Origin of the sequence: Pseudomonas sp. B21-010, assembly GCF_024749325.1 — a bacterium.
GTDB lineage: Bacteria > Pseudomonadota > Gammaproteobacteria > Pseudomonadales > Pseudomonadaceae > Aquipseudomonas > Aquipseudomonas kilonensis.
In genome coordinates this window covers 164,189-178,927 of record NZ_CP087198.1, presented here as the reverse complement: position 1 = coordinate 178,927, position 14,739 = coordinate 164,189, and the positions used below count along the sequence as shown (strand labels likewise).

The 14,739-nt window shown below is 59.1% G+C and carries 7 protein-coding genes, 2 tRNA genes and 3 rRNA genes; 1 reads left to right on the top strand and 11 read right to left on the bottom strand.

Translation table 11 applies throughout. From position 1 onward, the window contains the following. Positions 1–100 precede the first annotated feature (100 nt). The gene (locus tag LOY50_RS00830; RefSeq protein ID WP_253470758.1) at positions 101–1,633 is read left to right on the top strand and encodes an apoptosis inducing factor family protein; all 1,533 of its coding nucleotides are present in this window, start codon (positions 101–103) and stop codon (positions 1,631–1,633) included. Between the two features lie 170 nt (positions 1,634–1,803). Here the strand turns inward: LOY50_RS00830 and pgaD are convergent, their stop codons facing one another. The 11 genes from pgaD to LOY50_RS00775 all read right to left on the bottom strand — a co-directional run bounded on the left by pgaD (position 1,804) and on the right by LOY50_RS00775 (position 14,668). Continuing rightward, on the bottom strand, positions 1,804–2,310 hold the full coding sequence (gene pgaD / locus LOY50_RS00825; protein WP_253470756.1) for a poly-beta-1,6-N-acetyl-D-glucosamine biosynthesis protein PgaD: 507 nt from the start codon (positions 2,308–2,310) through the stop codon (positions 1,804–1,806). Next, positions 2,307–3,662 carry a poly-beta-1,6-N-acetyl-D-glucosamine synthase gene (gene pgaC / locus LOY50_RS00820; RefSeq protein ID WP_253470754.1) on the bottom strand — a complete coding sequence of 452 codons (1,356 nt, stop codon included), beginning with the start codon at positions 3,660–3,662 and terminating at the stop codon, positions 2,307–2,309. Before pgaC ends, pgaD begins: the two co-directional genes overlap by 4 nt. Position 3,663: 1 nt before the next feature. Continuing rightward, positions 3,664–5,661 carry a poly-beta-1,6-N-acetyl-D-glucosamine N-deacetylase PgaB gene (gene pgaB / locus LOY50_RS00815; protein ID WP_258690138.1) on the bottom strand — a complete coding sequence of 666 codons (1,998 nt, stop codon included), beginning with the start codon at positions 5,659–5,661 and terminating at the stop codon, positions 3,664–3,666. A 12-nt stretch (positions 5,662–5,673) separates the two neighbouring features. After that, positions 5,674–8,154, bottom strand: a complete 2,481-nt coding sequence (gene pgaA, locus LOY50_RS00810) for a poly-beta-1,6 N-acetyl-D-glucosamine export porin PgaA (RefSeq protein WP_253470749.1) — start codon at positions 8,152–8,154, stop codon at positions 5,674–5,676. A 246-nt stretch (positions 8,155–8,400) separates the two neighbouring features. Further along, a complete protein-coding gene (locus tag LOY50_RS00805) occupies positions 8,401–9,906 on the bottom strand; it encodes a YdgA family protein (RefSeq protein WP_258690137.1) in 1,506 nt (501 codons plus the stop codon). 158 nt (positions 9,907–10,064) lie between these two features. Continuing rightward, positions 10,065–10,703: a hypothetical protein gene (locus tag LOY50_RS00800; RefSeq protein ID WP_013691999.1), complete on the bottom strand. Its 639-nt coding sequence runs from the start codon at positions 10,701–10,703 to the stop codon at positions 10,065–10,067. A 174-nt stretch (positions 10,704–10,877) separates the two neighbouring features. Continuing rightward, positions 10,878–10,993 (bottom strand): 5S ribosomal RNA (gene rrf, locus LOY50_RS00795). 107 nt (positions 10,994–11,100) lie between these two features. Further along, positions 11,101–11,216 (bottom strand): 5S ribosomal RNA (gene rrf, locus LOY50_RS00790). A 155-nt stretch (positions 11,217–11,371) separates the two neighbouring features. Further along, positions 11,372–14,263: ribosomal RNA gene (locus tag LOY50_RS00785) — 23S ribosomal RNA — on the bottom strand. Between the two features lie 242 nt (positions 14,264–14,505). Beyond that, positions 14,506–14,581, bottom strand: a tRNA-Ala gene (locus tag LOY50_RS00780). A gap of 10 nt (positions 14,582–14,591) precedes the next feature. Beyond that, positions 14,592–14,668 (bottom strand) — tRNA-Ile (locus LOY50_RS00775). Positions 14,669–14,739 lie beyond the last annotated feature (71 nt).

Sequence of the window (14,739 nt, the reverse complement as noted above, 5' to 3'; positions counted from 1 at the left end):
CGAACTATAGCCGCAGCTTCGCCAAGGTTGCAGTGACAATTATGCTGAAACTCGTTCCGGCCCTGGGACTCCAAAGGGAAACGCCTGCCGGAGAATGACCATGTCTCTGCATCAAGTCGCCCGTTTCGCCGACGTTCGTGAAGACCGCGGCCTCGAAGTCAAAATCGACGACACGTCCATCCTGCTGTTGCGCTCCGGTGATCAAGTGCGCGCCTTCCAAGGCAAATGCCCGCATGCCGGCGCACCACTGGCCAAGGGCGCGGTGTGCCACGGACGGCTGATTTGCCCCTGGCACAAGGCCGCGTTCCGAGCTGAAGACGGCGCCCTGTGCGAACCGCCGGCCCTCGACAGCCTGGCGCGCTATCACGTCGAGGTCCGGGACGGTGACGTCTGGGTCGACGATCAACCATTGCCAACCGATAAAGTCCCGCCGGCCGATGACCCGCGCACGTTTGTCATCATCGGCGCCGGTGCCGCCGGCACGGCTTGCGCGGCGGCGTTGCGCGAGAAGGGTTTTGGCGGGCGAATCCTGATGATCGACCGCGAAGCCGAAGCCGGCTACGACCGTACAGTGCTGAGCAAGTATGTGTTGGCCGGTGACATGGCAGTCAACGAGACAGCACCGCTGCGCGATGAAACTTACTTCACCCGGCAACGCATCGAAAGGCTCCATGGCGAGGTCACCCATTTGGCCCCCGATACTCGGCAAATCCAACTCGCCGATGGCCGGCGCCTGGACTACGACGCCGCGCTCATCGCCACCGGCGGAGTACCCAAGATGCCAGCGCTGCCCGGCATCGATTTGCCGCAAGTCTTCGTGCTGCGTTCGATCGCCAACGCCCGGCAGATTCTCGACACGGCCCGGCCAGGGCAACAGGCGGTGATCATCGGCGACAGTTTCATCGCCATGGAAGTCGCCTCGTCCCTGCGCAAGCGCGAGCTCAACGTCACCGTCCTGGCCCGGCATCCGGTGCCGTTCGCGGCACAGTTGGGTGAGAGCGTTGGCCAGGCCATTCTGGCCCGACACCGGGCCAATGGTGTGGTGTACCGCACCGACAGTGAAGCGGCGCAGATCGAGGGCGCCGGCAAGGTCGAAGCCGTGGTGCTGGATGACGGCCAGCGCGTTGCCGCGGACCTGGTGATCATCGGCGTCGGCGTGCGCCCGGCCACCGAGCCCTTCGCCGCATTGCCACGGGAACAGGACCAGTCACTGTCCGTCGACGCGGGCATGCGAGTGACTGATGGCTTATGGGCCGTCGGTGATATCGCGACCTTCCCGCTGAACGGCCAGCCCCAGCGCATCGAGCACTGGCGCCTGGCCCAGCAACAGGCGCGCATTGCCGCTGCGAACATGCTCGGCGGCGACGAGCACTATCTGGACGTGCCGTTTTTCTGGACCTATCACTTTGGCAAACGCTACGACTATCTTGGCCACGCCGAGCACTGGGACGAAGTGGAATTCAAGGGCACGCCCGAGCATCCGCCCTTTATTGCCCTGCTGGGCAAGGACGGCCTCGTTGCCGCCGCAGTGGCCTGTGATGAAGGCCGGGCCATGGCAGCGCTGGCCCAGCGCATGAAACAACCGTTACCGGTGGACGAGGCATGGCGGCTGATCCGGGATTTTTCATCCTAGGCCCAAATCCCCCGTGGGAGCGGGCTCGCTCGCGATAGCGGTGGTTCAGTCGACTTCACTATGGCTGACCCGACGCCATCGCGAGCAAGCTCGCTCCCACAGTTTTGTCTTGTGTTGACCGAAATATCCGCCCCCGATCCCCTGTGGGAGCGAGCTTGCTCGCGATGGCATCAATGTACGGAGTGATCGGCCGGCAGGTGAATCACGCCGGGTCGCTCCAGTGGCGCCAGGGGCGGCGGCTGCAAGTCGGGGCTGAGCAAGTGGAAGTGCGGCACGACGTGGCTGATGTCGCCGTCCAGATTGTTGTGAATAGTCTTCGAGCCGGGCTGGCGCAGCGTGTCCAGGCGCTCGTCGGTCAACTTGAAACTGGCGCTCAAGCCCTGGTCATTCACTACCGGGGCCGGCGACCGGCGCTGGGCGAAGCTGCGGCTTTTGCGCTGTTGGTAACGCGCCCAGGTAATCAACAGCACCGCGTTGACCAAGGCGATCCATCCATAGACCTGCAAGGTCCCCAGGGTATCGAACAGAGACCCTCCCGGGCGCGGACCGGCCTGGCTCGCGAACAGCGGCCACAGCCCATTGACCAGCAAGTACAACAACCCCACCCACGCCAGCACGGTAAAAAACGCATCGATGAGCACCAGAAAAGGCCGTTGCCGGGTCCTGATAATTTTCATCGGATCACTTCCTCTTCCTGATCATCGAACGGTTTGATACCGCGATCCGGACTGATCCAGCGCGCACGCTTCTGATGCTGCCCGAACAGCACTTTTGGAAAGCTCACCAGGGTGGTAAAGAGGCTGATCAGCCAGAACACCAACGGGTACCAGACCACCCAGAACATGATGTGCCACAGGCCTTTTTCGTAACGCCGATCGATCAGGATGCTCACCGCGAATTGCAGCAGGCATATCACCGCCAGCAACAGCCCGGTGAAGGCGGGTGGCATGAGGTGATCGACCGCGATGGCCGCTGGCATTTCGACGAATTTGCCGACGCCCCAGAAAATCACCGACAGCAGGAACGTGAACGCCCAACCGGTGGACAGGCAATATTCGAACAACAGCGGCCACAGGTAGCGGTGGCGGTACTGCCAGATGCCCCGGATGTTCTTGAACAACACCTCGGCGCCACCCTGGGCCCAGCGCAGCCGTTGCCGCCACAGGCCACGCAGGGTTTCGGGCATGAGGATCCAGCACAGCGCGCGCGGCTCGTAGAAGATGCTCCAGTGATCCAGTTGCAGCTTCCAACTGATGTCGATGTCTTCGGTGATCATGTCCGGGCTCCAGTAGCCAACCCGGTGCAGGGCGGAGCGACGGAACGCGACGATCACGCCAGACACGGTGAAGATCCGTCCGAACACCCGTTGAGTACGCTTGATCAGGCCGATGATCGAGGAGAACTCGCCAACCTGGACTCGGCCCACCAGAGTCGAGCGGGTGCGGATGCGCGGGTTGCCGGTCACCGCGCCGAGTCGGGCGTTGTCCAGCATCGGCGCCACCAGGTAGGCACAGGTGTTCGGCGCCAGCAGCGCGTCACCGTCGATGCACACCAGGTATTCGCTGCGCGCCGCGATGGCACCCATGCGCAGGGCCACGGCCTTGCCCTGGTTTTCCGCCAGGTGCAACACGCGCAGGCGCGGGTCTTCAGCCGCCAGTCGATCGAGCATCTGGGCGGTGTTGTCCTTGGAGCCGTCGTTGATGGCGATGACTTCGATGTTCGGGTAATGCTGGCCCAGCGCCGCGTGAATGGTGTCGGCGACGTTGTCGCCTTCGTTGAAGCACGGGATCAGGATGCTGATCAACGGCTCGCCGGCCAGGGGCGGTGGCAGGGTGTCGTCCTTCCACGGCCAGTGGCGTTCCCAGTGCAGCCAGAAATACAGGCCGCCGGCGATCCACAGCCCGGACATGAACAGCGGGTAAAAGAACACGAAGTCCATCAGGAATTGCCCGGTGACCAGGAAGATCAGGCCCAGGGGCACCCCGAGGACGATCGCCAGCACCAGCAGAGCGAGCAGTCTGTCGAGCATGTCAAGGATTCCACTTGTTGGAGAGCGCAGGCCGCACGGTTTTCAAAGCGGGCTGGTCTTCGATGAAGTTGTCCGGGTAGTAACCGAAACTGGTCACGCCTTTGCGCTTGAGGCGCCCCATCCAGTCGGCCAATTGTTTACCGCTGACGTCGCTGACCGGCTTGCTGTTCCAGTCCCGGGCCTGCAATTCGAACACCGTGCGCTTGAGCGCGCCGGGGCGGGCCTTGACGGTGTCCACCAGACGATCGAGCCAGGGGCCGGATTGCTGGAGGGTCTGGTTTTCCATCAGCGGCATGGCCATCGGCGCCGTCCAGTCATAGGCGCCGAGGAAATCGTCGAGGTTCTGCGCGAACCAGGCTTCGCTGTCAGGATTGAGCATCGGTTCGGCAAAGATATTGCGCGCGGTGCGCACCTGCGGGCCACGAATCGCCCGGACCTTGGCGGTCAGTTCATGGGTGAAATCGATCAGGTAGCGGCTCTTGAAGCGGGTCCAGCGTTGCATCGCTGCAGGATCGGCCCGCAGGGCGGCAATGGACGTCGGCAGGCCGTTGGCGGCATAGACTTTCAGGGCTGCGGGGCTGGCATCCTCGAAGTCGGAGAACACTGCATCGTCATGGTACAAAACGCCGTCCAACGAGCTCATCCGCGCCAGGTCTTGGTAAATCTCGCCGATGACCTTGCGCACGTTCGGGTCGAACGGCGACAGGCGCACGTATTGGTCAGGGGCGACGCCGGTCTTGCCGGTTTTCGGATCCCAGCGCTGTACCCGCGAAAGCTTCGCGTCCAGGGCGAAACTGAGCACCGGCATCCAGGCATAGACCTTGGCATTGGCCCGGGTGCGCAACTGCCATGCAACCCGGTCGAACAGGTCGGCGCGCACCGGCAAGTGACGATTGGGGAAGTACAACGAATGCACGAGGCCGTCGCCTTTCGGGTCAGCGAAGGCTTGCAGGAACACCGTATTGGCGCCCAGGTCGGAAATGCGCTGGACCAACTGGCCGACATTGGCTTCCTGCTGCACCGGGTCCGGATCGTAGACGTAATCCAGGTCGACATGCACCACGCGCATCGGGTCAATCGTCTGCACCGACACGATACTTTCGGCGAAATGGGCACCATCCGGATCGGACGCCACCAGGAAGCGTGGGCCGCTCATCAGGTTATCCAGGCTGTCGAGACCGTCTTCCAAAGTCAGGGCCAGTCGATAACCCTCGCTGCCAATCACCTGCAACGCCGTGCCGTCGGCTTCACCGTAAGGCCAGACCCAGACGCGCGGGCTGTAGCCGGTGACCTTGCGAATTTTCTCGGAAATGGCCGCCACGTCCTTGCGCAAGCGAGCCTGGAAATCGGCCTCGGCCTCATAACGACCGGTGACGGAGTCGTAGCGTCGGGTGGTCGCGGCGGGTTGCTGGTTGCCTTGCGGGTTGGCGAGGATGCCTTTGTGATTGGCATCGGTGTGGGCGGCGATTTCCACCAGGCCCGATTTGGAAACCTCGCGAATCTGCTCCCAGGTCAGGAACTCGGAACGCTTGCGCGGCACCCCGGCGAAATCCACCGTCTGGTTCAGCGGCGTATCCACCCAACTGCCGACCGGGGCGAGGATCGCCGGCCAGTTATAGGCGCGCAGGATGGGCATGACGCGGGTGTAGAAGCTTGCGTAGCCGTCGTCGAAACTCAGCAGCACCGCACGCGGTGGCAGTTCCGGGCCGCCATTGCGGGCCGTGATGATCTGATCCACTGTGACCGGCTGGTAGTTGTTTTCTCGCAGCCACGCCAGTTGTTCGATCAGGCGTTCGGTACGCACGGCCACCAGAGCCTGGTCCGGGTCACGGTCGTCGACATCGTGGTAGGCGATGCCGAGCACATGGTTCTTTGGCCATGGGGCATCATTAGCCGCCAGCGGGCGCTGCGAGGGCGGCGTGAACGCCGGGGCTTGCTGGGCACACGCGCTGATCAGCAAGACCCCCAGCAGAAGGATGAATCGCGAAATAACAGGCATCTTCAAACTCTTCTAGAAGCGATAAGTGAGGTCGACAAGCAGGCGCAGATCGCTTTCGCGATCGCCGTCGTAGGGGCGGTTGAGCCAGCTCAGCGCGGCGCCGGCCTCCAGCACGTCGTTCCAGATGAAACGCTGGCCGTAGCCGAGCAATCCCACGGCCGCGGTGTTGTAGTCGCGCTGGCTGTAGGTACCGGCACCGACCTGGAACTGCTGGCTCCACGTGGTCTCGTAGCGGCGGTGCAACACGTGATTGACGCTCACGGTCGGCATGACGCTGAAGTCCGATTTCGGATTGAAATAAGGCACTTCGTTGGAACCGCTGTTGCGGCTGGCAGCCACTTCCAGCCCCAGCTCCACTTGCACACGCGGTGTGCTGTAGATGCCTTCGCGACCGGTCAGTTGGGTTTCGAGGCGGTTGTTGCCATCGCTGAAATGGGACGGGCTGACAGCCAGTCGCCACTCGCGGCTTTCATTGGCCCGCCAGCGTACGAAACCGCTACCGCCGTTAGCGCGAATGCCACTGTTGAGCGCCCGCAACGGGGTATTGGCCGAGAGATAATCCAGGCTGCCGCCGTACTGCCAGTGGTCGTCGATGTCCCGCGCCACGGCCAGGCGCGCGCCTTGCTTGTCGCCGGAGCCATAGGAATGATTGGAGACCTCGGCCTCCAGTGTCATGTCCCGGATACGACGCTCCACGCCCAGGCGCTGCCAGCGGTGGTGGCCGGTGCCTTCCTCGAAATCGCCGGTGGCGTAGCCGGCACCGCCGAACAGCCGCCAGTCTTCATCGATGGGCGGGCTGTAGAGCAGCGTCTCGATACCAAAGTCCCGACTGCCAGTGACGGCACCGGCGTCACCGTTGCCACCGCCATAGCTCTTGCCGGTATAGGCCTCGATGCGCAGTTCAGCCATGTCGTGTACGTCGCGCTGGCGTTGCAGGCGTTTGACATGGGCGTTTTCCGGATAGCGGGCGACCACGTCGTCGGTCAGTGCATCCATCTGCCGCCATTCCTGCAAATCCATGGCTGCGCGGGCCTGGGCGATTTCCAGGTCACGGTTGCGCGGGATCGTGGCCTCGACTTCCTTGAGGAGGTTTTCCGAACGGCGCGGCCAGTCACGGGCCTGGTACAGATCGGCCTGGGCCAGCTGCATGCCGGTGTTGCCGGGGCCTTGGTTGACCAGGGTGTCGAGGCGCGCTTCGGCAGAAGGCAGGTCGGCGCCGTAAGTGCCGGCCTGGGCGGCGAGTTGTTGGGCATCCATCCATTCATCGTTGGGGTTGCCGATCGGCAGGCCCTTGAGCTCGACGCGTGGAGGCTGGGCTTTCGCCATGTCTTCGGCCAGCGCGCGGGCCTCTTCGGATTTTTCACTTTCCAGCAGCGCGTAGTAGAGCGCGGTGCTGTCTTCAAAGCGCTCCGCAGGATCGGCATCCGGCGCCGCCAGTACCTGGCGGTACAGCTCGACGGCGACTTCCGGTTCACGCTGCTCCAGATAGGAAGAGGCCACCCAACGCAGGGCATACGTGGGAATGCTCACGCCCTCGGCGATCAGCTTCTGGTACTCGGCAATCACTTCAGCCCGACGGACACGGGCATTGAGAGCGCCCATGCGATCGATGCGCCAACGGAGTACGTCGTCATGGGCCTCGGCCACCGGGGTCCAGGTGGCGAGCAGCTTGTCGTAGTCGGCCAGGGCGCGGTCGGCAATGACGAAGCGCTCCTGTTCACTGCGACTGGTCATGTCCGCCAGGCGCACCCGTTCGGCTGCCACGTCACCCTCCAGGCGACGCTGCACACCTCGGTCGATCAGCCCCGGCTGCAGACGCGCCAGGCGCAGCGCCGGTTCGGGCAGCCGCGCGCGTTGCAGGGCGTAGATGTATTCGCGTGCAATCTCTGGGCTGTTGCCCGCGCGGGTGAAGGCCTGGTCGTATTCGAACAGCGCTTCGTGGGGGTTGTTGGCGCGGGTCTGGGCATAACCCAGCGCCAGTCGACGCATCGGATCTGTCGGTTTGGCGGCGACCATGGCCTTTGCGCGGGTGACGGCTTCGTCGGGCTGACCGCCGTCGGCCTGGGTCAAGGCCAGGCCGAGTTGCAGGTCGGGGTTCTGGGGGTCCATCACCAAGGCCTGGCGGTACAGCTCTTGCGCCGAATCCCAACGCTTGAGGTTTCGATAGGCGCGAGCCGTAGCGGTGAGCGCCTGGACAGGCAGCGCTCGATGGCGGCCCTGGGTCTCATAGACCGTCACCACCTCGACGTCGAGGCCGGCCCAACTGGCGATCTGCAGGTGGTCGCTGATTTGCGCAGCGCTGGCCTGGCCAGCCGGCACCTGGCGCAACGCGGTCAGCGCAGGCGTGTAATGGCCTGCACGGGCGTCGAGCACCATTTGGTCATAGGCGGTATCGGCAAACGCCAGTATCGGCCAGCACAATTGGCTGCACAGCGCGACGCGAAACAACGGGCGCAAACCACGTTGAATAAAAGGACCCACAGTACGCGGCATTCGTCAGCATCCTTACATGGCCAGCCGGGTCGCAGTGCCCCCTTGCCCATCAAACAGGAAGCCGGATCAAAGGAATCCAGCCAAGCTCTAATGGGTTTAGTTTTGCACTCTCGGGCGGGTCATCTTCTGGAACGCCACAATTCTTCAGAATCGCTACAGATTTCAGCGCAGAGCTGATCGATAGGCGTAAAAAAACCCGGCCCATGCATCATGCACGGGCCGGGTTTGGGGTGTTGACCGAACGCGTTACTGGACGGCGACGCCACCACCCAGCTTGCTCATCACGAATGCCGTGAATTGCTCAACGGTCATCTTCTGGCCGTTGAAATCGACCTGATTGTTGGCGTAGTGCAGCTTGGTGACAACATCGCTGCCTTCAAGCATTGCCAGTTCCGAACCGACCGCCATGGCGCTGAACATATCGCTGGTGGCAGTGGCCTGATCGGCGATCAACTTGGCATCCGTCTGGCCTTCCATCTGTGCCTGCACGGTCATCAGGTCAACCAGCATCGGCTTGGAAACCTTGATGTTGAAATCCAGCAGGGCGAGCAACTGACGGCCCAACTCATCCGGTGGCAGATCCATGGACTGCGGCTTGGCCAGATCAACGATCAGGTTGGCGCGGCTTTCACCATTGGCGGTGCTGAACGACAGGTTTTCCAACGCCACTTGCGGGGCGCCGGCCAGGAGTTTCTCCAGATCAGCCTTGACCTGCGCTTCTTCAGCTTCGGTCAGGCTCAGCTCTGGGGCCGGCTCACCGGCTGCAGTGGCCTCGGCTGCCGCTTTTTCGTAGGGTTGCAGCTTGGTTTGGTAAATCTGCATCAGCGACATGGTGGCCGGGATGTCCAGGTTCTTCAGGCTGACTGCCATCTGCGCCGAACCAATGGTCTTGTCGTTGAACGACAACTCACCGATCTTGTAATCGGCACGCCCCGAAGCGCTGGTGCCGCTCTCGGTGCTGCTGTTCTTCATCTCGAAGTTCTTCAGGCCCAGCACCGACTTCGGCTCACCAAAGGTGGCCTTGGTGTTGCTCAGCAGCAGGGTGTTGTCACCCATGTAGTAACCGTAGGAGCTTTTGCTCAGGTTGCTCGCCAATGTCAGGCCGCTCAGCTCAACCTGCACGGGAGTCTGGTCTTCGGCAACGGTGGTCAGCTTGAAGCTGTCCATGTAGCCGTCGGCCTTGATCTTCTGGCCTTGGGCGCTGGCGGCCACGTCAAATTTCAGGCCGGAGAAAGTGAGCTGGGATTGCTCATCCAGCTTGGTATCCACGGGTAGCAGCTCGTAGGTGCCATTGATGGATTGGTCGTAACCCAGGTTGACCACACCTTTGAGCGGCGATTGGTCCTTGGTGGCAGCGAACCACTTGTCAGTCAGCGGATTGCGCTCAAGCGCGGTGTGACTGGTGGCCATGACCGGCAGCCATTTGAGTGTTATCAAGCGCGAAAATGGCAGTGGGCCATGTTCGATCTGGTCGACGAAGAGCAGCTCAACCGGCTCGCTACCGAAGATCTCGCCCTCGCCCTTGAGACGGTAGTGGGCGGTGCTGCTGAACGTACCACGGTCCATGGAGACCAGCTCCAGGGTGGCAGTGCTGTTAGACCCGGCCAAGGCTGTCTGCATCTGCTTGTTGCTATCGGCAATAGCGTTCGTCAACACGCCTTCGAGCTTGGTCCCGGTGTACCAGGCGCCGCCCGCGCTGACAGCACCGACAGCCACAACGATTCCCAGGAGTATGCTTGCTGATTTATTCATGAGTGACCCGATCGATATCCATGGTTGAACAAAGCCGTCGTCTTCCCTGACCCGCAAAGGGTGTGGCTCGACGCCGTAAAAGAGGAGGGGAGATTACCATCAGGCACCCCTTCGGGCCCAATGTTTAAAGGGGTAAAAACGTTTTCTTGCGAGGTGGTCTACGAATATTGGACTTCGATCTCGTCGAGCTGGTGGTCGAAAGTCTTGAGGCGGGCCGTCCAGGTGTACACCAGCACTTCGAAATCGCGATTGATTACTGCCGCGCCCGATGATGAGTCTGCGCGTGAATCGCAGAAGTCCAGTTGATAGCGCTCACGGGCCATGGCATTAGCCACGTCACACAACTCTCGGGCGTTGTTGAGCCAATGCCAGCCGTCCTGGGTGACTTGCTTGTCCAAGGCAGCGCATTGAGTTTTCAGGGCTTCCAGGCTCTTTTCCAGCGGGGTGCCGGTGAGTTCTCCCATAACTTCCTGGAACGTGCGGCCAGGCTGCCAATAACTGCCCCAGAAATAACGGTCAAACACCGTTTCGACACGTCGCAGCGCAACCTTGGTGTCCCAAATCAGCACCAATGTCTTGCCTTGTTCGAGGTGTTTTTTCTTGATGCGCTGCCCCTGAAGCGATGCCCAGGCCACGATTGCGATGGATATCACGCCGATCAACGCCGCCGCGCTATCGAGGAACAACAGTGCTTTGTCGATCTGGTGAGTGAGCATGACGCCATAGAAATAAGTGGCCGAAAGCAGTATCAAAGCCGCAATGGCGCACCAGAAGCCGGGAGCATAAGGGTTTTTCATTATTGGAATCCCCATGACCAGTGACGTCGCGGGCCCTTGGTCGCCAAAGCCCGACTATCACAGCATAGCAACGGCATTGGGGGTTTGCCGGGGCATCAGGGGCTTGATCCGATTACCGGCCCAAAACGACAAAACCCCTGGCTGCTGATGCAGACAGGGGTTCTGGGAATTCAATCTTGACGATGACCTACTCTCACATGGGGAAACCCCACACTACCATCGGCGATGCATCGTTTCACTGCTGAGTTCGGGATGGGATCAGGTGGTTCCAATGCTCTATGGTCGTCAAGAAATTCTGTGACCAACCCGTTCAACAGCAACGTGTCGGTAAAATCGATGACTTCTACTAAAAACAAAACCCCTACCTGCATCAGCAGATAGGGGTTTCGGAATTTAATCTTGACGATGACCTACTCTCACATGGGGAAACCCCACACTACCATCGGCGATGCATCGTTTCACTGCTGAGTTCGGGATGGGATCAGGTGGTTCCAATGCTCTATGGTCGTCAAGAAATTCGGGTACTGAGTCGCGGCCAGTTGGCCTCGCTTCAGCAAATTGGGTATGTGATAGCGTTGGTGTTTTGTGAGATTCGAACTTTCGGTTCGTTTCGTCTTCACACACCGCAATCTGGCCTCTTTCGAGTTCACAAATTGCTTGGGTGTTATATGGTCAAGCCTCACGGGCAATTAGTACAGGTTAGCTCAACGCCTCACAGCGCTTACACACCCTGCCTATCAACGTCGTAGTCTTCGACGGCCCTTCAGGGGACTCAAGGTCCCAGTGAGATCTCATCTTGAGGCAAGTTTCCCGCTTAGATGCTTTCAGCGGTTATCTTTTCCGAACATAGCTACCCGGCAATGCCACTGGCGTGACAACCGGAACACCAGAGGTTCGTCCACTCCGGTCCTCTCGTACTAGGAGCAGCCCCTCTCAAATCTCAAACGTCCACGGCAGATAGGGACCGAACTGTCTCACGACGTTCTAAACCCAGCTCGCGTACCACTTTAAATGGCGAACAGCCATACCCTTGGGACCGGCTTCAGCCCCAGGATGTGATGAGCCGACATCGAGGTGCCAAACACCGCCGTCGATATGAACTCTTGGGCGGTATCAGCCTGTTATCCCCGGAGTACCTTTTATCCGTTGAGCGATGGCCCTTCCATACAGAACCACCGGATCACTAAGACCTACTTTCGTACCTGCTCGACGTGTCTGTCTCGCAGTCAAGCGCGCTTTTGCCTTTATACTCTACGACCGATTTCCGACCGGTCTGAGCGCACCTTCGTACTCCTCCGTTACTCTTTAGGAGGAGACCGCCCCAGTCAAACTACCCACCATACACTGTCCTCGATCCGGATAACGGACCTGAGTTAGAACCTCAAAGTTGCCAGGGTGGTATTTCAAGGATGGCTCCACGCGAACTGGCGTCCACGCTTCAAAGCCTCCCACCTATCCTACACAAGCAAATTCAAAGTCCAGTGCAAAGCTATAGTAAAGGTTCACGGGGTCTTTCCGTCTAGCCGCGGATACACTGCATCTTCACAGCGATTTCAATTTCACTGAGTCTCGGGTGGAGACAGCGCCGCCATCGTTACGCCATTCGTGCAGGTCGGAACTTACCCGACAAGGAATTTCGCTACCTTAGGACCGTTATAGTTACGGCCGCCGTTTACCGGGGCTTCGATCAAGAGCTTCGCGTTAGCTAACCCCATCAATTAACCTTCCGGCACCGGGCAGGCGTCACACCCTATACGTCCACTTTCGTGTTTGCAGAGTGCTGTGTTTTTAATAAACAGTCGCAGCGGCCTGGTATCTTCGACCGGCGTGGGCTTACGCAGCAAGTGCTTCACCCTCACCGGCGCACCTTCTCCCGAAGTTACGGTGCCATTTTGCCTAGTTCCTTCACCCGAGTTCTCTCAAGCGCCTTGGTATTCTCTACCCAACCACCTGTGTCGGTTTGGGGTACGGTTCCTGGTTACCTGAAGCTTAGAAGCTTTTCTTGGAAGCATGGCATCAACCACTTCGTCACCCAAAGGGTAACTCGTCATCAGCTCTCGGCCTTAGAATCCCGGATTTACCTAAGATTCCAGCCTACCACCTTAAACTTGGACAACCAACGCCAAGCTGGCCTAGCCTTCTCCGTCCCTCCATCGCAATAACCAGAAGTACAGGAATATTAACCTGTTTTCCATCGACTACGCTTTTCAGCCTCGCCTTAGGGACCGACTAACCCTGCGTCGATTAACGTTGCGCAGGAAACCTTGGTCTTTCGGCGTGGGTGTTTTTCACACCCATTGTCGTTACTCATGTCAGCATTCGCACTTCTGATACCTCCAGCAAGCTTCTCAACTCACCTTCACAGGCTTACAGAACGCTCCTCTACCGCATCACTTACGTGATACCCGTAGCTTCGGTGTATGGTTTGAGCCCCGTTACATCTTCCGCGCAGGCCGACTCGACTAGTGAGCTATTACGCTTTCTTTAAAGGGTGGCTGCTTCTAAGCCAACCTCCTAGCTGTCTAAGCCTTCCCACATCGTTTCCCACTTAACCATAACTTTGGGACCTTAGCTGACGGTCTGGGTTGTTTCCCTTTTCACGACGGACGTTAGCACCCGCCGTGTGTCTCCCATGCTCGGCACTTGTAGGTATTCGGAGTTTGCATCGGTTTGGTAAGTCGGGATGACCCCCTAGCCGAAACAGTGCTCTACCCCCTACAGTGATACATGAGGCGCTACCTAAATAGCTTTCGAGGAGAACCAGCTATCTCCGAGCTTGATTAGCCTTTCACTCCGATCCACAGGTCATCCGCTAACTTTTCAACGGTAGTCGGTTCGGTCCTCCAGTTAGTGTTACCCAACCTTCAACCTGCCCATGGATAGATCGCCCGGTTTCGGGTCTATTCCCAGCGACTAGACGCCCTATTAAGACTCGCTTTCGCTACGCCTCCCCTATTCGGTTAAGCTCGCCACTGAAAATAAGTCGCTGACCCATTATACAAAAGGTACGCAGTCACCCAACAAAGTGGGCTCCCACTGCTTGTACGCATACGGTTTCAGGATCTATTTCACTCCCCTCTCCGGGGTTCTTTTCGCCTTTCCCTCACGGTACTAGTTCACTATCGGTCAGTCAGTAGTATTTAGCCTTGGAGGATGGTCCCCCCATATTCAGACAAAGTTTCTCGTGCTCCGTCCTACTCGATTTCACTTCTAAGATCCTTTCGCGTACAGGGCTATCACCCACTATGGCCGCACTTTCCAGAGCGTTCCGCTAAAATCAAAGAAGCTTAAGGGCTAGTCCCCGTTCGCTCGCCACTACTAAGGGAATCTCGGTTGATTTCTTTTCCTCAGGGTACTTAGATGTTTCAGTTCCCCTGGTTCGCCTCTTGCACCTATGTATTCAGTACAAGATAACCATCTTATGATGGCTGGGTTCCCCCATTCAGACATCTCCGGATCAAAGTCTGTTTGCCGACTCCCCGAAGCTTTTCGCAGGCTACCACGTCTTTCATCGCCTCTGACTGCCAAGGCATCCACCGTATGCGCTTCTTCACTTGACCATATAACCCCAAGCAATCTGGTTATACTGTGAAGACGACATTCGCCGAAAATTCGATCTTGCTCATGAGAGCAACTCACAAATTTTACCTTAGCCTGATCCGTTACCAGTGAAAGTAACGTTCAGTCTATCTTTCTATCACATACCCAAATTTTTAAAGAACGATCTAATCAAAAGACTAGAAATCAACATTCACCATCACCTTGATGGAATGCTCATTTCTAAGCTTTCAGAAGCAGTTTATGGTGGAGCCAAGCGGGATCGAACCGCTGACCTCCTGCGTGCAAGGCAGGCGCTCTCCCAGCTGAGCTATGGCCCCATTACAAAATTGGTGGGTCTGGGCAGATTCGAACTGCCGACCTCACCCTTATCAGGGGTGCGCTCTAACCAACTGAGCTACAGACCCAATTTCGAGCTTGTAACTGTTAGCTGTGAGCTATCAGCTTGGAGCTTAAAGCTGCTTCTATCGTCTTCTTC